Consider the following 21708-nt stretch of genomic DNA (forward strand, 5'->3'; position numbering starts at 1 on the left):
GGCGCTGTGCTATCGTAGCCCATCTTTTTACACGGGGCCGGCCTGGGGAGGCGTTGGTCACGTGGCGCACATCCACCGGTATATAAAAGGCAGGCCTATGCAGCGGCTGTATCGCAAACGCATCATCGTCGGCGTCGGGGGCGGTATTGCTGCCTACAAGAGCGCCGAACTGGTTCGCCGACTCAAGGATCAGGGCGCCGAAGTCCGTGTGGTGATGACCCAGGGCGGGCGCGAGTTCATCACCCCGCTGACCCTGCAGGCTCTCTCCGGCCACCCTGTGCATCTCGATCTGCTCGACCCGGCCGCCGAAGCGGCGATGGGCCATATCGAGCTGGCGCGCTGGGCCGATCTGATCCTCATCGCCCCGGCCACCGCCGACCTGATCGCGCGACTGGCCCAGGGCGTAGCCAACGACCTGCTGACCACCCTGGTCCTGGCCACCGACGCCCCCGTCGCCCTGGCGCCGGCCATGAACCAGGCCATGTGGCGCGACGCCGCCACCCAGGCCAACCTCGAACTGCTGCAAGATCGTGGCATGCGTCTGTTCGGCCCAGCCTCCGGCAGTCAGGCCTGCGGCGATGTCGGTCTCGGCCGCATGCTCGAGCCCAACGACCTGGCCCTGCTGGCCGCCGATTGTTTCCAGCGCCAGGCGCTCGATGGCCTGCACATCCTCATCACCGCCGGTCCGACCCAGGAAAACATCGACCCGGTGCGTTACATCACCAACCACAGCTCCGGCAAGATGGGCTTCGCACTGGCCGAGGCCGCCGCAGAAGCCGGTGCACGCGTAACCCTGGTTAGCGGCCCAGTGCACCTGCAAACGCCGGATCGGGTCAGCCGTATCGACGTGGTCAGCGCCCGCGACATGCTCGCCGCCTGCGAAGCCGCGATGCCCTGCGACGTGCTGATCGCCGCCGCAGCGGTGGCCGACTATCGCCCGGAAGTGATCGCGCAGCACAAATTGAAGAAAGACCCCACCAGCGGCGAGGGTATGCTCCTGCAAATGGTGCGCAACCCGGATATCCTCGCCACCATCGCCGGCCGTGAGGATCGCCCGTTCAGCGTGGGCTTCGCCGCCGAAACCGAGAACCTGCTGGAATACGCCTCGCGCAAGCTGCGCGACAAGAATCTCGACCTGATCGTCGCCAATGATGTGGCCAACCCCAGCATCGGCTTCAATAGTGAAGAGAACGCCATCACCGTGATCGACCGTGGGCTGCAGCAAACCAGCTTTGCCCAGACCAGCAAGGGCAAGATCGCCCGCCAGTTGATCACCCTTATCGCCGAACGACTGAACAAGAACTGACCATGCACGCTCTGCAAGCCAAGATCCTCGACCCCCGCCTCGGCCAGGAATTCCCGCTGCCGCAATACGCCACGCCCGGTTCCGCCGGCCTCGACCTGCGCGCCATGCTCAAGGAGGAAATCGTCCTCGAGCCGGGCCAGACCGTGCTGATTCCGACTGGCCTGTCGATCTACATCGGCGACCCTGGCCTGGCGGCCATGATCCTGCCGCGCTCTGGCCTCGGCCACAAACACGGCATCGTGCTCGGCAACCTGGTCGGCCTGATCGATTCGGACTACCAGGGCGAGCTGATGGTGTCGTGCTGGAACCGCGGCCAGACGCCGTTCACCATCGCCATTGGCGAGCGCATCGCGCAGCTGGTGCTGGTGCCGGTGGTGCAGGCGCATTTCGAACTGGTCGAGCAGTTCGACGAGAGCCAACGTGGCGCGGGCGGTTTCGGCCACTCCGGTAGCCACTGATTCATCCCCAATAGGACGACCCGCCGAGGAGCACCGACGTGAAACTCTTCAAGCGTAGCGCCAAGGAAGCCGACACTGCCGCCAGCCTGGTGCCGAACAAGCCCAAGAGCAGGGCCGCCAAACCCTCGCTGGGCCCACTGCTACCCGGCCTGCTGGCTGCCTTGCTCGGCATGGGCGCCGGGGGGGCACTGCTGTGGTTCGCCAATAGCAGCGGCAGTCAGGCGCGCCAGGCCGAGCTGACTCAAGCCATCGGCAGCAACCAGGCCGCCGCGGTGCAGCAGGCACTCAAGCAACTGCAGGCCGACAGCCTCGCGGCGGCTCGCAACCCAGAATTGCTGCAAGCGCTGCAAAGCGGCGACAACCTGCAGGTCAGCGAGGTCGAACGGCGCCTGGGCTATTGGGATGGGGTGATCGATGCTCACCTCAATCGACGCGGCGAAGCCGTGCAGAACACCACCCGCGCTGCACCGATGAACTTTGCCGGCCTGGATATGCTGCGCCGCGCCGAAAGCGGCCAGCAGCCGGCGGTCGAAGCCTATCGCGTCGGCCAGCGCTGGCTGGCCTACAACGCTGTGGTGTTGCGCGTCAGCGACAGCCAACCGGCCCAGGGCACGCTGATGCTGGCCTTCGACCTGCAACGCCTGCTCGCGGCTTTGCCAGCACTGCCTGCCGAGTACGGCCAGGTGCAGCTGGTGCAGCAGTTCGCCAACACCCCGGCACAGGTCCTGCTGCAGCGCGGCCAGCCTGGCGAAGGTGCAGCGCAGACCTTCTCCACCGGCAACCCCTACTGGAAGATCAGCTTCACGCTTGGCCCCGGCCTGGCACAGGGCAGCATTCCCCTGCCGATGCTTGGCCTCGCGGCCCTGCTGGCATTCGGCGGCGCCCTGATCGGCCTGATTCTGGTGCAGGGCGCCCTGCAGCGGCGCGTCAATGGCGATGCCCAACAGCTTGGGCAAATGCTCAAAGAACTCTCCGCCGGTAAGAACGTCAAAGCCTTCAGCCTCAGCGTGCCGGCGCTCGATGCGCTGGCTCAGAGCCTGGCGCGACTGCCGCGCCGCAGCAGCCCTGAAGGCAGCAGTACCCCCATTAAAGGAACAGCCGCGGCCCCCGCCGCTCAGCCGACAGCCAAACCGGCCGAGCTGGTCGACCCGCTGTTTCAGGACACCGATATCCTCGATATCGACATTCTCGATGAAGACCAGGATCTCCTGGGACTGGAGCAGAGCCCCGCAATGAGCAACAGCCAAAGCGCCCCGAAACTTCCCGCCGATATTTTCCGCGCCTACGACATTCGTGGCGTGGTCGGTGACACCCTGACCGCCGAATACGCCTACTGGATCGGCCGCGCCATCGGCTCGCAGAGCCTGGCCCAGGGCGAACCCAAGGTCATCGTCGGCCGTGACGGTCGCCTGTCCGGCCCTGAACTGCTGCAGCAGCTGGTGCAAGGCCTGCTCGATTGCGGTTGCGAAGTCACCGATATCGGCATGGTGCCGACCCCGGTGGTGTACTTCGCCGCCAACGTGCTGGAAGGCCGCTCGGCGGTGATGCTCACCGGCAGCCACAACCCGCCGGACTACAACGGCTTCAAGATCATCATCGCTGGCGACACCCTGGCCAACGAGCAGATCCTCGCGCTGAAGACCCGCCTGGACAACAACGACCTGGCCAGCGGTGTCGGCAGCGTGCAGCAAGTCGACGTCCTGCAGCGCTACTTCAAGACCATCCGTGACGATATCGCCTTGGCCAAGCCGCTGCGCGTAGTGGTCGACTGCGGCAATGGCGCGGCCGGCGTGATCGCCCCGCAATTGATCGAGGCCCTGGGCTGCAGCGTGATTCCACTGTTCTGCGAAGTTGATGGCACCTTCCCCAACCACCACCCGGATCCGGGCAAACCGGAGAACCTGGTCGACCTGATCGCCCGCGTCAAAGCGGAAAACGCCGACCTGGGCCTGGCCTTCGACGGCGACGGCGACCGCGTCGGCGTGGTGACCAATACCGGCAACATCGTCTACCCCGACCGCCTGCTGATGCTGTTCGCCAAGGACGTGGTCTCGCGCAACCCCGGCGCCGACATCATCTTCGACGTCAAATGCACCCGTCGCCTGACCCCGCTGATCAGCGGCTACGGCGGTCGCCCGGTGATGTGGAAGACCGGCCACTCGCTGATCAAGAAGAAGATGAAGGAAACCGGTGCCCTGCTGGCTGGCGAAATGAGCGGCCACATCTTCTTCAAGGAGCGCTGGTACGGTTTCGACGACGGCATCTACAGCGCGGCCCGTCTGCTGGAAATCCTCAGCCTTGAAAAGCGCAACGCCGAGCAGGTGTTCAGCGCCTTCCCCAACGACATTTCCACGCCGGAAATCAACATCAAGGTCACCGAGCAAACCAAGTTCGGCATGATCGAACGCCTGCAGCGCGAGGGCCAGTGGGGCGAGGCGAACATCACCAGCATCGACGGTGTACGCGTCGACTATCCCAAGGGCTGGGGCCTGATCCGCGCCTCCAACACCACGCCGGTGCTGGTGCTGCGCTTCGAAGCCGAAACCCAGGAAGAGCTGGAGCGCATCCAGGATGTGTTCCGCGCGCAACTGCTCAAGATCGTCCCCGACCTGCAACTGCCCTTTTGACCGATTTGTTCCAGGAGCCCCCCTGCATGACCCTCGAGCGTGACGCCGCCGCACAGGTTGCCAAGGTACTGTCCGAAGCCCTGCCCTACATTCGCCGCTTCGTCGGCAAGACCCTGGTGATCAAGTACGGCGGCAACGCCATGGAAAGCGAGGAGCTCAAGCAGGGCTTCGCCCGCGACATCGTGCTGATGAAGGCTGTCGGCATCAACCCGGTGGTGGTGCACGGCGGCGGCCCGCAGATCGGTGATCTGCTCAAGCGCCTGAGCATCGAGAGCCACTTCATCGACGGCATGCGCGTCACCGACACCGCCACCATGGACGTGGTGGAAATGGTGCTCGGCGGCCAGGTCAACAAGAGCATCGTCAACCTGATCAACCAGCACGGTGGCAGCGCTATCGGCCTGACTGGTAAGGACGCCTGCCTGATCCGCGCCAAGAAGCTCACGGTCAGCCGCCAGACGCCGGAAATGACCCAGCCGGAAATCATCGACATCGGCCATGTCGGCGAGGTTACCGGGGTCAACACCGACCTGCTGAACATGCTGGTCAGGGGCGACTTCATCCCGGTGATCGCGCCCATCGGCGTTGGCCCGAGCGGCGAGTCCTACAACATCAACGCCGACCTGGTAGCTGGCAAGGTAGCCGAAGCGCTGAAAGCCGAGAAGCTGATGCTGCTGACCAATATCGCCGGCCTGATGAACAAGCAGGGCGAAGTGCTCACCGGCCTGACCACCGAGCAGGTCAACGAGCTGATCGCCGACGGCACCATCTATGGCGGCATGCTGCCGAAGATCAAATGCGCACTGGAAGCGGTGCAGGGTGGCGTGACCAGCTCGCACATCATCGATGGCCGTGTGCCCAATGCGGTGCTGCTGGAGATCTTTACCGACATCGGCAACGGCACCATGATCAGCAACCGCAAACGTCCTTGAACAACGGCCGCTACGCGGCCTTCTGATGACCCTCTCCCGCTTGCGTGAGACGACTGCATGGAAGGAGCCAACGCCGAGGGTGTCCGCAGGATGGGAGAGGGCTGGGCAAATACAGCGGTGCGCACAGCGCACCCTACCCCGGCCATCCGCACGCTACTCGAATCGGCGTATTTCGACGACACACTGCAGATTGACACCCGTAGCGCGCGTCTGGGCCGCTAGAGCCTGCACTTCGCTTAGCGCGCCTAGCCAGCGGCGAAATCGTCTACGTGCACGCTGACGGCGCGATACTCAGCAGCGCACCGCTACCGCTGTGGCTCAGGGAAAAGATCGAGCGTTTCGAGAAGGCCTAGCTGCAAGGCTGAATTACTGCCACCTAAGGTCTTTTCTGCGGCTCGCCGAACAGCTCAGCCAGGCGCGCGCGATCAGCGGCGAAACCTGCCTCGGCCTGGGTGCGCGCTTCCTTGTAGCGAGCGATATCACGCAGCAGGCGCTGCTGCTCTTCCTTGAGGTTGTTGATCTGCGCCAGCAGATGCTCCGGCACCTGGCGCCCGGCGCGCTCATGGTCGGCGGCCTGACTCTGCAGATTGGCCTGCTGGGTGCGTACCGACTGCAGATTGCCGCGCGCGACACTGGTGATGCTGTCGAGCTCAGCCAGCTTGCGCTCACGGGCACGATCAACATCATCGAGGTTGGTGTACAGGCGCAGCAGCTGGGCATCGCTGCTAGCACGGGCCTTGTCCGCCTGCATGCGGGCGAACTCTTCCGGCGTCGGTGCCGGCGGAATCACTCGCACTACACGGCCCTGATCGTTCAGCACCTCGTAACCCTTGCCGATGAACTCGGGCGGCACACCCTGGCGACTGAGCACTGTCACACCCTTGTTATCGACGTAGCGATACAGCTCGGCAGCCACAGCCACTCCAGATAACGGCAGCAGCAGGCTACAGAGCAGCGTACAGCGAGTCAGGAGCGGTGCAGGCATAGGAGGACCTTGTGCTAGGGCTAGATTCCATACTCGGCGCGATAGGCTTCGACAGCCGGGAGATATTGCTTCAGTTCAGCATCACCTGCCAGATATTCCAATACCTGCTCCAGTGACACGATGCTCACTACCGGCATGCCGAAGTCGCGCTCGACTTCCTGGATGGCAGACAGCTCGCCCTGACCACGCTCCTGACGGTTCAGCGCAATCAACGTGCCGGCAGCCTGAGCACCCTGCCCCAGGATGATCTGCATCACTTCGCGGATGGCGGTACCGGCAGTGATCACGTCATCGACGATCAGTACGCGGCCCTTGAGCGGCGCACCGACCAGCGTGCCGCCTTCGCCATGATCCTTGGCTTCCTTGCGGTTGAAGCACCAGGGCAGATCGCGCTGATGATGCTCGGCCAGCGCCACAGCAGTGGTCGCCGCCAATGGAATACCTTTGTAGGCGGGGCCGAACAGCACATCGAAATCGATGCCGCTATCGACGACCGCCGCCGCGTAGAAACGCCCCAGCTGAGCCAGCGCCAAGCCGCTGTCGAACAAACCGGCGTTGAAGAAATAGGGGCTGGTGCGCCCGGACTTGAGGGTGAACTGGCCGAAACGCAGAACCCCGCGCTCGATGGCAAAACGAATGAAATCGCGCTGGTACGCTTGCATGAAAAGTCCCGGACGGCACGGATTTAGCTAATTGAGGTGAGCTCGGGTATCATACATGCATGTGTTTTTGGGGGCCATTTATGCGGATCATCAGTGTGAACGTGAATGGTATTCAGGCTGCGGCCGAGCGAGGTCTGCTCAGCTGGCTGCAAGCCCAGAATGCCGACGTGATCTGCCTGCAAGACACCCGTGCCTCCGCCTTTGAAATGGACGACCAAGCCTTCCAGCTGGATGGTTATTTCCTCTATGCATGTGACGGTGAAGTGCCCAGCCAAGGTGGCGTGGCGCTCTACTCGCGATTGCAACCCAAGGCGGTGATCAGCGGCCTCGGCTTCGAGATGGCCGATCGCTACGGGCGCTACCTGCAGGCAGATTTCGACAAGGTAAGTATTGCCACCCTGCTCCTGCCCAGCGGGCGGGACGGCGACGAGAGCTTGAATCAGAAATTCAAGTTCATGGACGATTTCACCCATTACCTGGACAAGCAACGGCGCAAGCGTCGCGAGTACATCTACTGCGGCTCGCTGCACGTGGCACACCAGAAGATGGACGTGAAGAACTGGCGTGACTGCCAGCAATCACCCGGCTTCCTGGCACCCGAGCGCGCCTGGATGGATGAGGTGGTCGGCAACATGGGTTATGTCGACGCACTGCGTGAAGTTAGCCGTGAAGGTGACCAGTTCAGCTGGTGGCCGGATAACGAGCAGGCGGAAATGCTCAACCTGGGTTATCGCTTCGACTACCAACTGCTTACGCCAGGTATGCGCCGTAGTGTGCGCAGCGCACGCCTGCCACGTCAGCCGCGCTTCTCCCAACATGCGCCGCTGATCGTCGATTACGACTGGATTCTCAGCATCTGATCGACAGGTACGAAAAAGCCGGCTTATCGCCGGCTTTTTGTTGTCACTCGCGATGCGACTTCAATCCACTCTCGGCCTGCCCCAGCAGGTTGCGGATATAAGCGTCATCGGCATAGCGCTGGCTCAGATCGAGCAGATGAGCATGCGCCTGCTCATACTCTTGCAGTGCCAGGTAGTTGCGCACCAGCGCGATCTCAGTGATACGCCCCGGTTCGATCTCGAAAGCAGCCCGATTATAGGCGAGCGCCTTGGGGTAGTCGGCATACTGCTCACCGTTGTCGCCCAGATAAAGCAGCCCTAGCACGTTGTTAGCCGCCAGACCTCGGGGTGCCAGAGCATGTGCCTGCTCCAGCTTGGCAGCGGCTTCCGCCACCCTGCCCTGCATGAGGTCGGCGTCAGCCATGTTCACCAGGTAATCGTAAGAGCCTTGTGGATAGTAGGCTGCAGCCTTGGCCGCATATTCGCCTGAGCGCGGGTAGTCACCCATCTCGTAGTAACCCAGCGAGATGAAGCGAAGCGCATGGGCCCGCTCCATATCCGTCGCAACCGCGCTCTTCACCACCTCTTCGAACTTGGCAATGGCCTGACGCGATTGCCCCGTGTCATGCAACTGCGATGCCTCGAGCCTCAGTGCCTGCAGTTTCGCCTGCTCGGTCAACGCCTGCGCAGCATCGCCGCAACCGACCAAACCTGACAGCAACAGCGCCAGCGCCCACATTCGTACCGTCATCAAACCTGTCCTTCCCTGACATGGAGAGGTCACCCCTCCCATTCCGTTCCCGGTTACTTACTTGATCAGGCGCCAGCTGAACGGGTAGCGATACGGCTGCCCCTCATTGGCCTTGATGCCGGCGATGATGGTCAGCACCAGTGCAGCCAGGCCCAGCAGCATCAGCAGCGGGAAACCGATCACCACCACCATCAGGATGAAGCAGACCACTGCTGCCAGCGCCACGCTGATCTGGAAGTTCAGCGCTTCCTTACCCTGCGCATCGACGAAGGGGTCCATATCCTTCTTGATCTGCCAGACGATCAGCGGGCCGAGCAAATTACCGAAGGGGAACACCAGGCCGAGAAAGGCGGCGAAATGGCAGAACATCGCCCACTGACGCGCTTCCTGACTGGGCGTCGGAACCGGGTTTTGCATATCGTCGTTCATGCTTGGTGCTCCTTGCTCGGTTGAAGATCTCAGTCGACCAGAGCGGCCTTCTGCAGCTCAAAGAGCTCGTTCATGCCCTTCTGCGCCAGCGCCAGCATGGCGTTGAACTCTTCAGGCTGGAACGGAGCACCTTCGGCAGTGCCCTGCACTTCGATGAAGCCGCCGGCATTGGTCATCACCACGTTGAGGTCGGTCTCGGCGGCGGAGTCCTCCAGGTAATCCAGATCCAGCACCGGCTCGCCCTTATAGATGCCGACCGAAACGGCAGCGATCATTTGCTTGAGCGGCTCGCCTTTCAGAGCGCCACGTTTCTTCAGCACTTTTAGCGCATCGATCAGCGCCACCATGGCACCGGTGATGGAGGCGGTACGGGTACCGCCGTCAGCCTGGATCACATCGCAATCGACGTACAAGGTGTTCTCGCCCAGCTTGGTCATATCCAGCGCCGCGCGCAGCGAGCGACCGATCAGACGCTGGATTTCCAGGGTGCGGCCGCCCTGCTTGCCGCGGCTGGCCTCACGCTGGTTACGCTCGCCGGTGGCACGCGGCAGCATGCCGTACTCGGCGGTCAACCAGCCCTGGCCCTGCCCCTTGAGGAAACGCGGCACGCCCGACTCGACGCTGACGGTGCAGATCACCTTGGTATCGCCGAACTCCACCAGTACCGAGCCCTCGGCGTGCTTGGTGTAGTTGCGGGTAATGCGAATCGAGCGCAACTGATCGGCGGCGCGGCCACTGGGACGTTTCATCGAGCGATACCTACTTCATTAAGTGAAAACAGTGCGCATTATAGGGGCGGGGCGGCTGCGGCGACATGCCGAATTGGGTAGGGTCGATTCACTGCGCTACAATCCTGCGTTTTTCGAGTCGACGTCCACGAGGTATCCCATGGTTCACAGCATGACGGCCTTTGCCCGCAACGAGCAGGCAACTGCTCACGGCACCCTGAGCTGGGAACTGCGCTCGGTCAACCATCGCTACCTGGAGCCGCACCTGCGCCTACCGGAAGCCTTCCGCGACCTCGAAGGCGCCGTGCGTGAAGCACTGCGCCAAGGGCTGTCGCGCGGCAAGGTGGAATGCACCCTGCGCTTCGCCGAAGAAAGCGCCGGCAAACAGCTGCAGGTCGATAGCGAGCGCGCGCGCCAACTGATCACCGCCGCCGAGCAGGTCGCTGCGCTGATTCAGCAGCCAGCGCCACTCAACCCGCTGGAAGTGCTGGCCTGGCCCGGCGTGCTGGTCGCCGACTCGGCCGATCCGCAGGCGCTCAACGCCGCTGCGCTGAAACTGTTCGACCAGGCGCTGGGCGAACTCAAGGCCGGCCGTGCCCGTGAAGGCGCCGAGTTGGCCAAGCTGCTCAATGATCGCCTCGACAGCATCCTCGACGAAGTCGCCTCCCTGCGCGAACTGGTGCCACAGATGCTCGCCGGCCAGCGCCAGAAGATCGAAACCCGCTTCGCCGAGATGCAGGCCGAGCTCGATCCGCAACGCCTGGAGCAGGAGCTGGTGCTGCTCGCGCAGAAGAGCGACGTGGCCGAAGAACTGGATCGCCTCAGCACCCACGTCAGCGAAGTACGTCGCGTGCTCAAGGCCGGCGGCGCGGCCGGTCGGCGCCTGGACTTCCTGATGCAGGAACTCAACCGCGAAGCCAACACCCTCGGCTCCAAGGCGTTCGACACGCGCAGCACGCAAGCGGCCGTCAATTTGAAAGTCCTGATCGAGCAGATGCGCGAGCAGGTTCAGAATATCGAGTGAAACGGCTGCGCTAGGCTATAGCGCGTATAAATCAGGTTCGAAATGCTCATTTACAGTCGTAAACTCCACTCCCTGACCTGATTTCGCCCTGTCCAGCCGTCGCTCGCTACATTTTCAAGACCACCAAGATTTGCTCAGGAAGCTCTAATGGCCACCACCGGCACCCTGTACATCGTTTCCGCACCTTCCGGCGCCGGCAAGACCAGCCTGGTCACGGCCCTGATCGACAGCGGCGCACAGATTCGCGTCTCGGTCTCGCACACCACCCGCGCCATGCGTCCGGGCGAGCAGGACGGGGTCAACTACCACTTCGTCGACCACGCGCAGTTCAATGCCATGATCGAACGCAGCGAGTTTCTCGAGCATGCGCAGGTCTTCGACAACTTCTACGGCACCTCGCAGAAGTGGGTCGAGCAGACCCTGAGCGAGGGTTTCGACCTGATCCTGGAGATCGACTGGCAAGGCGCGCAACAGGTGCGCAAGCTGATGCCGCAGGCCAAATCCATCTTCATCCTACCGCCAACCCAGGAAGCCCTGCGCCACCGCCTGACCAACCGCGGCCAGGACAGCGGCGAGATCATCGAACGACGCATGCGCGAGGCAGTCAGCGAGATGAGCCACTACGTCGAGTATGACTACCTGGTGATCAACGACGACTTCAACCACGCCCTGAGCGACCTGAAGGCGATCTTCCGCAGCAACCAGCTGGCGCAAACGCAGCAACAACAGCGCCATGCCGGCCTGCTCAGCGAACTGCTGGCCTAAGAGCAGCTGCAGGCTTCAAGCCACAAGCTGCCAGTAAAAGCAAGGCCGAATTGGCTCCTGCTTGTAGCCTGGAGCTTGAAGCTGCTTTACACTATCCAGTCCGCTCGCCCGCTCGGGCCAAGCTTATCCGCACACGTTACGAGGAACACCATGGCTCGCGTTACCGTCGAAGATTGCCTGGACAACGTTGATAACCGCTTCGAACTGGTCATGCTCGCGACCAAACGTTCGCGCCAGCTGGCCACCGGCGGCAAAGAGCCGAAAGTGGCTTGGGAAAACGACAAGCCCACCGTAGTGGCCCTGCGCGAAATCGCCGCTGGCCTGGTGGACTATGAAGTGATCGCCCAGGAAGACATCGTCGAAGAAGAGCCGCTGTTCGCTGCCTTCGAGGAAGAGGCCAACGAGCCTCTGTAAGTCGATGATGCCGGGTCGAAGTTGCGCGGCGTGTAGCCAAGCCAGCCCTGAGGGGAATACCCCATGGCTGGCATAGACGCTCTCGCCGACCGACTTTCGGCCTACCTCGGCAATGACCAGGTCAACCTGGTGCGCCGAGCCTACTTCTACGCCGAACAGGCGCACGATGGCCAACGCCGCCGCAGTGGCGAAGCCTACGTGACCCACCCGCTGGCCGTGGCCAGCATCCTCGCCGACATGCACATGGATCATCAGAGCCTGATGGCCGCCATGCTGCACGACGTCATCGAAGACACCGGCATCGCCAAGGAAGCGCTCAACGCGCAGTTCGGCGAAACCGTGGCCGAACTGGTCGACGGGGTCAGCAAACTGACCCAGATGAACTTCGAGACCAAGGCCGAGGCGCAGGCTGAGAACTTCCAGAAGATGGCCATGGCCATGGCCCGCGACATCCGCGTGATTCTGGTCAAGCTCGCCGACCGCCTGCACAACATGCGCACCCTCGATGCCATGCCGCACGAGAAAAGCCGGCGCATCGCCAAGGAAACCCTGGAAATCTACGCCCCCATCGCCAACCGGCTGGGCATGCACAACATGCGCGTGGAGTTCGAAGACCTGGGCTTCAAGGCCATGCACCCGATGCGCTCCGAGCGCATCCGCGCCGCCGTGCGCCGCGCTCGGGGCAACCGCAAGGAAATCGTCGCCAAGATCGAAGAGTCGATTCAGGTGTGCCTGCAGCACGAGGGCATGGAAGGCGAAGTGATCGGCCGCGAGAAGCACCTCTACAGCATCTACCAGAAGATGCGCGGCAAGCGTAAGGCGTTCAACGAGATCATGGACGTCTACGCCTTCCGCATCATCGTCGACAAAGTCGACACCTGCTACCGCGTGCTCGGCGCCGTGCACAACCTGTACAAGCCGCTGCCCGGACGCTTCAAGGATTACATCGCGATTCCCAAGGCCAACGGTTACCAGTCGCTGCACACCACGTTGTTCGGCATGCACGGCGTGCCCATCGAGATCCAGATCCGCACCCGCGAGATGGAAGAGATGGCCAACAACGGCATCGCCGCGCACTGGCTGTACAAGTCCAACGAGGACGAAGCGCCCAAGGGCAACCACGCCCGCGCACGCCAATGGGTCAAGGGCGTGCTGGAGCTGCAGCAACGCGCCGGCAACTCGCTGGAATTCATCGAGAGCGTGAAGATCGACCTGTTCCCGGACGAGGTCTACGTGTTCACGCCCAAGGGCCGCATCATGGAGCTGCCGAAAGGCTCCACCGCGGTCGACTTCGCCTACGCGGTGCATACCGACGTCGGCAACACCTGCATCGCCTGCCGCATCAACCGCCGCCTGGCGCCGCTGTCGCAGGCCCTGGAAAGCGGCTCGACGGTGGAAATCGTCACCGCACCGGGCGCCCGGCCCAATCCGGCCTGGCTCAACTTCGTGGTCACCGGCAAGGCGCGCACGCACATCCGTCACGCCCTCAAGCAGCAACGTCGTTCCGAATCCATCAGCCTTGGCGAACGGCTGTTGAACAAGGTACTGGCCAGCTTCGACACGAACCTGGAGAAGATCGCTCCCGAACGCGTCCAGGCCGTACTTGGCGAATACCGTCAGGAGGTCATCGAAGACCTGCTCGAAGACATCGGACTGGGCAATCGCATGGCCTACGTCGTAGCACGCCGCCTGGTCGCCGAAAGTGGCGACGACACCTTGCCGAGCAGCGAAGGTCCGTTGGCGATTCGCGGCACCGAAGGCCTGGTGATGAGCTACGCCAAGTGCTGTACACCGATTCCGGGCGACCCCATCGTCGGCTATCTGTCCGCTGGCAAGGGCATGGTGGTGCACATGGAGAACTGCCGGAACATCGTCGACATCCGCCACAACCCGGAAAAATGCATCCAGCTCAATTGGGCCAAGGACGTCACCGGCGAATTCAACGTCGAACTGCGCGTCGAGCTGGAGCACCAGCGCGGCCTGATCGCCTTGCTGGCCAGCAGCGTCAATGCCGCCGATGGCAACATCGAGAAGATCAGCATGGACGAACGCGACGGCCGCATCAGCGTGGTGCAGCTGGTGGTCAGCGTGCATGACCGCGTGCACCTGGCCCGCGTGATCAAGAAACTGCGCGCACTCAAGGGCGTGATGCGTATCACCCGAGTACGCGCCTGACACAATCCCCCTATTTCCAGTCTGTAGGCTGGGTGCTCGACCCAGCCAGTTCTCACAAGGAGCGATTCATGAGCAAGACCGTCATCACCAGCGACAAGGCCCCCGCCGCCATCGGCACCTACTCCCAGGCGATCAAGGCCGGCAACACCGTCTACATGTCCGGTCAGATCCCGCTGGACCCGGTAAGCATGGAGCTGGTCGAAGGCTTCGAAGCACAGACCGCACAGGTGTTCGAGAACCTCAAGGCCGTTGCAGAAGCTGCAGGCGGCTCGTTCAAGGACATCGTCAAGCTCAACATCTTCCTCACCGACCTCTCGCACTTCGCCAAGGTCAACGAGATCATGGGTCGCTACTTCGAACAGCCCTACCCGGCTCGCGCCGCCATCGGCGTTGCCGCTCTGCCGCGTGGTTCGCAGGTGGAAATGGACGCGATTCTGGTCATCGAATAAGTCGTTCTTCGGGCGGGGTGTGACGCCCCGCTCTCCCTTCCACGGCATGGAGATCACCATGCGTCTGCTTCCCCTGCTGCTCTGCAGTGCCCTGCTGGCCGGCTGCGCCAGTAAGCCGAACAACGACCCGAGTGGAACCTGGATCAACCAGGCCGCCATCGACGCCGCCCGCGAAAGTGGCCGCCTGCGCGAAGCCCTGCTCGCCTACGGCCCCAACCTCGAATGGCATATCGCTCCCGACCGCCAGGAGGCCAGCTACAGCAATGGCTTCGAGCTGGCCGAAGGCAAGCTGCAAAGCGCCGGAGAAGGCCGTTGGCAGGTGACCTTCTACGGTGACTACAAGGAACAACTGGGTGTGCAGAGTGGCGAACTGGTACAGATCGCCAGCGACTACTGGCCCGAGCAGCATTTCACCCGGGTCGACAGCTCCGGCGAGCCCAGACCACTGGGCAGCAGCTTCGAACAGGCGCTGTATCGCGACTATCTGGGCGGCGACTGGCTGATCGAGGAAGGCCTCGGCCAGGGCGGCCTGGTGCGCTTCAACAGCGACGGCCAGGTGCAGGGATTGCCAGGCGCCGAACGCTTCGCCCTGTGCCTGGCGGGCGATTGCGCAGCCATGAGCGGTGAACACGACAGCCTCTGGTTGCAAGCCGGCGATCAGGGCAGCCCCTGGCTATTCGTCCACGAAGGCAATCAGCTGCGGATCTTCGAAGCGCACAACCGCGCCCAATTCGATGAGATGCCCGAGTACCAGCCGGGCCCGCAGCGCTGGTTGCTCAAGCGCCGCTGATCAACGCTGGCCTGGCTCTATTTGTCCCGCAAGATCGCCGCATAGCCCTCGCGATAGCTGGGGTACTGCGGCGCCCAACCCAGCGCACGGGCGCGGGCATTGCTGCAGCGCTTGCTGCCGGCGCGGCGCACGCGCTGCTCGTCGCTCCAGTGGCTAACGCCCAGTTGCTCGCGCAACCAGCCCACCACGTCGTGCAGCGGCGCCGGCTCGTTGTCGACGCCCAGGTAGCAATCGGCCAAAGGCACGCCCGCAGCGTCGGCCTGCAGCAACGTGGCGAGCAGTCCTGCTGCATCGTCGACATGAATGCGGTTGCCATACAGCGGCGGTGTTTCACTGACGCGGTAGCCTCCGCGCACCTGGCTCAGCAACCATTCCCGGCCGGGACCATAGAGACCGGTCAAACGCACCGTGGTCGAAGGCAGGCCACTGTCGAGCGCGACACGTTCGGCTTCACGCATGATCACCGCAGAAAAGCTCTGGGCTTCGGCCGGAGAATCCTCATCGATCCACTCGCCCTCCTGCTGCCCGTACACCCCGCTGCTGGAGGCGAAGAGGATGCGTCGCGGGCGCTGGCCATGTTCAGCCAGCCAGCTCAGCACACGGCGCAACCCGTCGACATAGGCAGCACGGTAGCCGGCCTCGTCGTGCTGGGTGGCGGCTGCGCAGTACACCAGATACTCAAGCGCCCCCTGCGGCCAATCCGCTGGGCATTGATCAGCGTGCAGGTCACCGGCCAGCGGCTCGATGGCGGCCGGCAGCGCGGCCACGTTGCGGCGCATGCCCAGCACGCGCCAGCCCTGTTCGGCCATACGCAGGCCAAGACGGGTACCGACGTCCCCGCACCCGGCAATCAGCAGGCTGTTGCAGCTCGACATGCTTTTCTCCATGACTTCTATGCGACAGCGCAGTGTAACAGCCCGTTTGAAAGCATCGGCTGAAGCATTCAGCGGACTGCATGAGTGCTGGAGGCAGGGCGGCGCAGACGCCAAAGTCGAGATAGTTTTGCAACAGTCTATTAGCGCGGTTGGTTCATCTGATTGCAAAGGCTATGCTTGGCGGCAACTTAATGGATAAACACTATGACCCTCACCGAACTGCGGTACATCGTCACCCTCGCTCAGGAACAGCATTTCGGCCGTGCCGCCGAGCGTTGCCACGTCAGCCAGCCGACCCTGTCGGTTGGCGTGAAGAAGCTGGAAGACGAGCTTGGCGTGCTGATCTTCGAGCGCAGCAAGAGCGCTGTGCGCCTGACGCCAGTCGGTGAGGGCATCGTCACTCAGGCGCAGAAGGTGCTGGAGCAGGCCCAGGGCATTCGCGAACTGGCTCAGGCTGGCAAAAACCAACTGGCCGCGCCGCTGAAGATCGGCGCCATCTACACCGTTGGCCCCTATCTGTTCCCGCACCTGATTCCGCAGTTGCACCGGGTCGCACCGGACATGCCGCTGTACATCGAGGAAAACTTCACCCACATCCTGCGTGACAAGCTGCGCACCGGTGAGCTGGACGCCATCATCATCGCCCTGCCGTTCCAGGAAGCCGATGTCCTGACCAAACCGCTGTACGACGAGCCCTTCTACGCGCTGCTGCCAACCGGCCACCCCTGGGCGGCGATGGACACCATCGACACCAAGCTGCTCAACGACAAGAGCCTGCTGCTGCTCGGCGAGGGCCACTGCTTCCGCGATCAGGTGCTGGAAGCCTGCCCGACCCTGCGCAAGGGTGGCGATGACCACGGCAAGCACACCACGGTGGAGTCCAGCTCGCTGGAGACCATCCGCCACATGGTCGCCTCTGGTCTCGGCGTGTCGATCCTGCCGTTCTCGGCAGTCGACAGCCACCACTATGCGCCCGGCGTGATCGAAGTCCGTCCGCTCAGTGCACCAGTGCCGTTCCGTACCGTGGCCATCGCCTGGCGCGCCAGTTTCCCGCGGCCCAACGCCATCGAAGTGCTGGCCGACTCCATCCGCCTCTGCTCGGTCGCCCGCAGCCCGCAGACCAAGAGCGCCTGAGGTCTGAGGTGAGTGAACTGTCAGCGGTTTCCGTCACGGCGCTGAAAGGCGTGGGCGCCGCGCTGGCGGAGAAACTGGCCAAGGTCGGCCTGGAAAACCTGCAGGATGTGCTGTTCCACCTGCCGTTGCGCTATCAGGATCGCACCCGCATCACCCCCATCGGCGCCCTGCGCCCGGGGCAGGATGCGGTGGTCGAAGGCATTGTCGCCGGTGCCGACGTGGTCATGGGCCGTCGCCGTAGCCTGCTGGTCCGCCTGCAGGACGGCAGTGGCACCCTGAGCCTGCGCTTCTTCCACTTCAGCCAGGCACAGAAGGACGGCATGAAACGTGGCACCGCCCTGCGCTGCTACGGCGAAGTACGTCCCGGCGCCACCGGCCTGGAAATCTACCACCCGGAGTACCGCGCGCAGAGCGGCGACGAACCGGCCCCGGTGGAGCAGAGCCTGACGCCCATCTACCCGACCACCGAAGGCCTGACCCAGCAGCGCTTGCGCCAGCTCAGCCAGCAGGCGCTGGCACGCCTGGGCCCGCGTAGCCTGCCGGACTGGCTACCCGATGAGCTGGCCCGTGACTATCACTTGGCGCCGCTGGACGAGGCCATCCGCTATCTGCACCGGCCACCACCGGACGCCGATGTCGAGGAGCTCGCCGAGGGTCGCCATTGGGCTCAGCACCGCCTGGCCTTCGAAGAGTTGCTGACGCACCAGCTATCCCTGCAACGCCTGCGCGAACAGGTGCGCGCGCAGCAGGCACCGGCTCTGCCGCCAGCGAAGAAGCTGCCGCAGAAGTACCTGCAGAATCTTGGCTTCGCCCCGACTGGTGCGCAGCAGCGCGTGGGTGCCGAGATCGCCTACGACCTCACGCAGAGTGAACCCATGCTGCGTCTGGTACAGGGCGACGTCGGTGCCGGCAAGACGGTGGTCGCCGCCCTGGCTGCATTGCAGGCGCTGGAGGCCGGCTATCAGGTGGCGCTGATGGCGCCCACCGAGATCCTCGCCGAGCAGCACTTTCTCAACTTCAGCAAATGGCTGGCACCGCTTGGTCTGGACGTCGCCTGGCTGGCCGGCAAGCTCAAGGGCAAGGCCCGCGCCACCGCGCTGGAACAGATCGCCGCCGGCTGTCCGATGGTGGTCGGCACCCACGCCCTGTTCCAGGACGAAGTGAAGTTCAAGCGCCTGGCCCTGGTGATCATCGACGAGCAGCACCGCTTCGGTGTGCAGCAACGCTTGGCGCTGCGCCAGAAGGGCATCGACGGTCGTCTTTGCCCACACCAGCTGATCATGACCGCCACGCCTATCCCACGCACCCTAGCGATGAGCGCCTACGCCGACCTGGACACCTCGATCCTCGACGAACTGCCGCCAGGGCGGACACCGGTCAACACCCTGGTGATCGCCGACAGCCGCCGCATCGAGGTAGTCGAGCGCGTACGCAATGCCTGCCAGCAGGGACGCCAGGCCTACTGGGTGTGCACGCTGATCGAAGAGTCCGAAGAACTCACCTGCCAGGCTGCTGAAACCAGCTTCGAGGAGCTTTCCGCGGCATTGGGCGAGCTGCGTGTCGGGCTGATCCACGGGCGCATGAAACCGGCCGAAAAAGCCGCGGTGATGGACGAGTTCAAGCAGGGCAAGCTGCAGTTGCTGGTGGCTACCACGGTGATCGAAGTCGGCGTCGACGTGCCCAACGCCAGCCTGATGATCATCGAGAACCCCGAACGCCTGGGCCTGGCCCAGTTGCACCAATTGCGCGGCCGAGTGGGGCGCGGCAGCGCCGCCAGCCACTGCGTCTTGCTCTACCATGCCCCCCTGTCACAACTGGGGCGCGAGCGCCTGGCGATCATGCGTGAGACCACCGATGGTTTCATCATCGCCGAGAAGGACCTGGAACTGCGTGGCCCCGGCGAAATGCTCGGCACTCGGCAGACCGGCCTGCTGCAGTTCAAGGTCGCCGACCTGATGCGCGATGCCGACCTGCTGCCTGCCGTGCGTGATGCCGCGCAAGCCCTTCTGGAACATTGGCCGCAACATGTGGCTCCATTGTTGGAACGCTGGTTGCGTCACGGCCAGCAATACGGTCAAGTGTGAACCTGTTCACAAGACAACCGTCGCCACGAACCTTTGCGCAAATCCTCGCTGGTTATACTCCGGGGCACATGCGCCAACGCTGGATACCGATATGACTGAAGCAGCCCTCGCCGCCAATCCAACTCCGCAACCCCCTGCTGTGATCGTGCAGTTGCTGGAGAAACTCGCCATACCCTACCAGGTACGCGCGGAGCGACCGGGCCAGCCAAGCGAAGCACGCCTGCAGGCCGTGCTGCTGGACGACGCCGTCGGTGCCCTGCTGGTGCTCTACCCGCGCAGCCAATTGCTGGATCTGTCGCGCCTGGCCGAGTTGACCGGGCGCCAGCTCACCGCGGTCAAACCGGAGCGCCTGGAGCGCATGCTTGGCAAGCACAACCTGGCCGCCCTGCCCGGCCTGCCGCCGCTGACCAGCTCGCCCTGCTTGTACGAAGAACGCCTGCTGCAGGTGCCCAGCCTGCTGATCGATTCAGGCCAGCCCGGCGTGCTGCTGGAAATTCCCACCGACGCCTTCAAGGCATTGCTGAGCAAAGCCAGCGCGGCGCGCTTCGGTGAACCGGTCAGCGCGATCAAACCGAACCTCGATCGCCCGCACGATGACCGCGCGGAGATCACCCAGGCCGTGCAGGCCTTCACTGCGCGCCGCATCCAGCAGCGCCTGGAAGAAACCATCGAGATTCCGCCGCTGCCGGAAACCGCGCAGAAGATCATCAAGCTGCGTGTCGACCCTAACGCCACCGTGGATGACATCACCGGTGTGGTCGAGACCGACCCCGCGCTGGCGGCGCAGGTAGTGAGCTGGGCCGCCTCGCCCTACTACGCCGCGCCCGGCAAGATCCGCTCGGTGGAAGATGCCATCGTCCGCGTGCTGGGCTTCGACCTGGTGATCAACCTGGCTCTCGGCCTGGCCTTGGGCAAGACCCTGAGCCTGCCCAAGGATCAGCCGCAGCACGCCACGCCCTACTGGCAACAGGCAATCTACACCGCTGCGGTGATCGAAGGCCTGACCCGTGCCATGCCGCGTGCGCAGCGCCCTGAAGCCGGCCTGACCTACCTCGCCGGTCTGCTGCACAATTTCGGCTACCTGGTCCTGGCGCACGTGTTCCCGCCGCACTTCTCGCTGATCTGCCGCCACCTGGAGGTCAACCCGCACCTGTCGCACGGTCATATCGAGCAACACCTGCTGGGCATCACCCGCGAGCAGATAGGTGCCTGGCTGATGCGCCACTGGGATATGCCGGAAGAGCTGTCCAGCGCCCTGCGCTTCCAGCATGACCCGTCCTACGCCGGCGACAGCGCCGCCTTCCCCAATCTGGTGTGCCTGGCGGTCAGCCTGCTGCGTAACCAGGGTATCGGTGCCGGCCCGCAGAGCGAGATTCCTGATGAGCTGTTCGAGGCCCTGGGCCTGAGCCGGGAAAAGGCCGAGGATGCGGTGAGCAAGGTGCTCAGTGCCGAGGTCGCCTTGCGCGAACTGGCAGCCCAGTTCCAGCCGACGCACTGAGCGTCGGTCTTGGGCAAGTAGGGCGCCCCCTATGGCTTGCCTGCTGCTTTGCGCAGTTGCTCGCGGCGCTCGGCGAACAGCTGCGGCAGCACATCGAGACTGGTGCTGAGCAGTTGGCTGACGCTGGGATGCTCGTACAGCGCCGCATACTCGGCCAGCTGATCGCTGGGCATCTGCCGATACGCATAGAACATGAAGGTCTCTACCGCCTGCTCGCTGGATTGGCGAATGGCGTCTGCCTGCTTCTGCGTCTGTGCCTGCAGTTCGGCCTCACTGAGATTCTCGCCCCGCGCTCTTAATGCCAGCAGTGCCTGAGTCTTGCCGACCTCGTAACGCAGCAGGCTGGCCAGCTCGGTGGTGTGTGCGGCGGCATCGAGACGCTTGACCAGCTCCAGCCGCGCGCCTCGTGGCGGCTGTTCCTGCAGCCGCTGGCGGTACTCGGCCAAGCCTTCGGGCTGCTCGCCCACCGCCCGCTCGGCAGCGGTGAAACGCTGCGCCAGCGGGCTATCGAGGCGCTCGCGGGCCTGTTCGCCCTGCACCGCATCGAAGCGGGCACCAACGCGCTTGGCCAGTTCCAGACAAAACGCCTCGCCAGCGAACAGCTGAGCGAGGCGTTTCTGTTCGGCCTCAGCTTGCCCACGCTGGACCAACGGCGCGCTCTGCTCGCACAACAGATGGATACCGGCGAGTTCGAACAGTGGCAACAGGGCTTTGGCAGGCGCTGGCTCGGCCCGTGCAGTGGTAGCGGCCAGCAATAGCAGGGGTAGCAGGAAAACACGCATG

The 21708-nt window shown here is 63.6% G+C and carries 21 protein-coding genes; 14 read left to right on the forward strand and 7 right to left on the reverse strand.

All coding sequences use genetic code 11. The features are described from left to right. Positions 1-97: 97 nt before the first annotated feature. The 4 genes from coaBC to argB all read left to right on the forward strand — a co-directional run bounded on the left by coaBC (position 98) and on the right by argB (position 5323). The gene (gene coaBC / locus BM059_RS15125) at positions 98-1306 is read left to right on the forward strand and encodes a bifunctional phosphopantothenoylcysteine decarboxylase/phosphopantothenate--cysteine ligase CoaBC (RefSeq protein ID WP_074939633.1); all 1209 of its coding nucleotides are present in this window, start codon (positions 98-100) and stop codon (positions 1304-1306) included. Between the two features lie 2 nt (positions 1307-1308). Next, positions 1309-1764 (forward strand): dUTP diphosphatase, encoded by a 456-nt coding sequence (gene dut / locus BM059_RS15130; protein WP_036998798.1) that lies wholly within the window; start codon positions 1309-1311, stop codon positions 1762-1764. Between the two features lie 1232 nt (positions 1765-2996). After that, positions 2997-4391: a phosphomannomutase/phosphoglucomutase gene (algC, locus tag BM059_RS25510; RefSeq protein ID WP_208606108.1), complete on the forward strand. Its 1395-nt coding sequence runs from the start codon at positions 2997-2999 to the stop codon at positions 4389-4391. A 26-nt stretch (positions 4392-4417) separates the two neighbouring features. Further along, positions 4418-5323, forward strand: a complete 906-nt coding sequence (gene argB / locus BM059_RS15140) for an acetylglutamate kinase (RefSeq protein ID WP_074939636.1) — start codon at positions 4418-4420, stop codon at positions 5321-5323. 376 nt (positions 5324-5699) lie between these two features. Here argB and BM059_RS15145 read toward each other — a convergent pair whose 3' ends face one another. Together BM059_RS15145 and pyrE are read right to left on the reverse strand one after the other, a co-directional pair. Further along, the gene (locus BM059_RS15145) at positions 5700-6308 is read right to left on the reverse strand and encodes a DUF4124 domain-containing protein (RefSeq protein ID WP_074939637.1); all 609 of its coding nucleotides are present in this window, start codon (positions 6306-6308) and stop codon (positions 5700-5702) included. A gap of 20 nt (positions 6309-6328) precedes the next feature. Beyond that, the gene (gene pyrE / locus BM059_RS15150) at positions 6329-6970 is read right to left on the reverse strand and encodes an orotate phosphoribosyltransferase (RefSeq protein ID WP_074939639.1); all 642 of its coding nucleotides are present in this window, start codon (positions 6968-6970) and stop codon (positions 6329-6331) included. 80 nt (positions 6971-7050) lie between these two features. Here pyrE and BM059_RS15155 point away from each other — a divergent pair, with 80 nt between their 5' ends. Further along, positions 7051-7830 (forward strand): exodeoxyribonuclease III, encoded by a 780-nt coding sequence (locus BM059_RS15155; protein ID WP_061238319.1) that lies wholly within the window; start codon positions 7051-7053, stop codon positions 7828-7830. Between the two features lie 43 nt (positions 7831-7873). Here the strand turns inward: BM059_RS15155 and BM059_RS15160 are convergent, their stop codons facing one another. From BM059_RS15160 to rph, 3 genes are read right to left on the reverse strand one after another with little or no spacing between them, the layout of a single operon-like run. After that, a complete protein-coding gene (locus BM059_RS15160) occupies positions 7874-8560 on the reverse strand; it encodes a tetratricopeptide repeat protein (protein ID WP_244154413.1) in 687 nt (228 codons plus the stop codon). A 57-nt stretch (positions 8561-8617) separates the two neighbouring features. Next, on the reverse strand, positions 8618-8989 hold the full coding sequence (locus tag BM059_RS15165; protein ID WP_074939643.1) for a DUF4870 domain-containing protein: 372 nt from the start codon (positions 8987-8989) through the stop codon (positions 8618-8620). A gap of 29 nt (positions 8990-9018) precedes the next feature. Further along, the gene (rph, locus tag BM059_RS15170; protein ID WP_074939644.1) at positions 9019-9738 is read right to left on the reverse strand and encodes a ribonuclease PH; all 720 of its coding nucleotides are present in this window, start codon (positions 9736-9738) and stop codon (positions 9019-9021) included. Positions 9739-9877: 139 nt separating this feature from the next. On the opposite strand from rph, the gene BM059_RS15175 reads away from it, so the two are divergent. The 6 genes from BM059_RS15175 to BM059_RS15200 all read left to right on the forward strand — a co-directional run bounded on the left by BM059_RS15175 (position 9878) and on the right by BM059_RS15200 (position 15334). Continuing rightward, on the forward strand, positions 9878-10741 hold the full coding sequence (locus BM059_RS15175) for a YicC/YloC family endoribonuclease (protein WP_036998779.1): 864 nt from the start codon (positions 9878-9880) through the stop codon (positions 10739-10741). Positions 10742-10888: 147 nt separating this feature from the next. Continuing rightward, entirely contained in the window at positions 10889-11506 is a 618-nt protein-coding gene (gene gmk / locus BM059_RS15180) for a guanylate kinase (protein WP_074939646.1), read from the forward strand. 150 nt (positions 11507-11656) lie between these two features. Next, on the forward strand, positions 11657-11920 hold the full coding sequence (gene rpoZ / locus BM059_RS15185; protein ID WP_036998775.1) for a DNA-directed RNA polymerase subunit omega: 264 nt from the start codon (positions 11657-11659) through the stop codon (positions 11918-11920). Positions 11921-11983: 63 nt separating this feature from the next. Further along, positions 11984-14095, forward strand: a complete 2112-nt coding sequence (gene spoT, locus BM059_RS15190; RefSeq protein ID WP_074939647.1) for a bifunctional GTP diphosphokinase/guanosine-3',5'-bis pyrophosphate 3'-pyrophosphohydrolase — start codon at positions 11984-11986, stop codon at positions 14093-14095. A gap of 68 nt (positions 14096-14163) precedes the next feature. Next, positions 14164-14544 (forward strand): RidA family protein, encoded by a 381-nt coding sequence (locus tag BM059_RS15195; RefSeq protein ID WP_074939649.1) that lies wholly within the window; start codon positions 14164-14166, stop codon positions 14542-14544. A 58-nt stretch (positions 14545-14602) separates the two neighbouring features. Continuing rightward, positions 14603-15334, forward strand: a complete 732-nt coding sequence (locus BM059_RS15200; RefSeq protein ID WP_074939651.1) for a hypothetical protein — start codon at positions 14603-14605, stop codon at positions 15332-15334. Positions 15335-15351: 17 nt separating this feature from the next. On the opposite strand, the gene BM059_RS15205 is transcribed toward BM059_RS15200, so the two are convergent. Beyond that, the gene (locus BM059_RS15205; RefSeq protein ID WP_074939653.1) at positions 15352-16209 is read right to left on the reverse strand and encodes an NAD-dependent epimerase/dehydratase family protein; all 858 of its coding nucleotides are present in this window, start codon (positions 16207-16209) and stop codon (positions 15352-15354) included. Positions 16210-16413: 204 nt separating this feature from the next. On the opposite strand from BM059_RS15205, the gene BM059_RS15210 reads away from it, so the two are divergent. The 3 genes from BM059_RS15210 to BM059_RS15220 all read left to right on the forward strand — a co-directional run bounded on the left by BM059_RS15210 (position 16414) and on the right by BM059_RS15220 (position 20925). Further along, positions 16414-17343, forward strand: a complete 930-nt coding sequence (locus BM059_RS15210; protein ID WP_036998760.1) for a hydrogen peroxide-inducible genes activator — start codon at positions 16414-16416, stop codon at positions 17341-17343. A gap of 8 nt (positions 17344-17351) precedes the next feature. Next, on the forward strand, positions 17352-19427 hold the full coding sequence (gene recG / locus BM059_RS15215; RefSeq protein ID WP_074939657.1) for an ATP-dependent DNA helicase RecG: 2076 nt from the start codon (positions 17352-17354) through the stop codon (positions 19425-19427). Between the two features lie 91 nt (positions 19428-19518). Continuing rightward, on the forward strand, positions 19519-20925 hold the full coding sequence (locus tag BM059_RS15220) for an aminoacyl-tRNA deacylase and HDOD domain-containing protein (RefSeq protein ID WP_036998758.1): 1407 nt from the start codon (positions 19519-19521) through the stop codon (positions 20923-20925). A 29-nt stretch (positions 20926-20954) separates the two neighbouring features. On the opposite strand, the gene BM059_RS15225 is transcribed toward BM059_RS15220, so the two are convergent. Then, positions 20955-21707, reverse strand: a complete 753-nt coding sequence (locus BM059_RS15225; RefSeq protein ID WP_198528948.1) for a hypothetical protein — start codon at positions 21705-21707, stop codon at positions 20955-20957. Position 21708: the final 1 nt, after the last annotated feature.

Origin of the sequence: Ectopseudomonas composti (genome assembly GCF_900115475.1) — a bacterium.
GTDB classification, from domain to species: domain Bacteria; phylum Pseudomonadota; class Gammaproteobacteria; order Pseudomonadales; family Pseudomonadaceae; genus Aquipseudomonas; species Aquipseudomonas composti.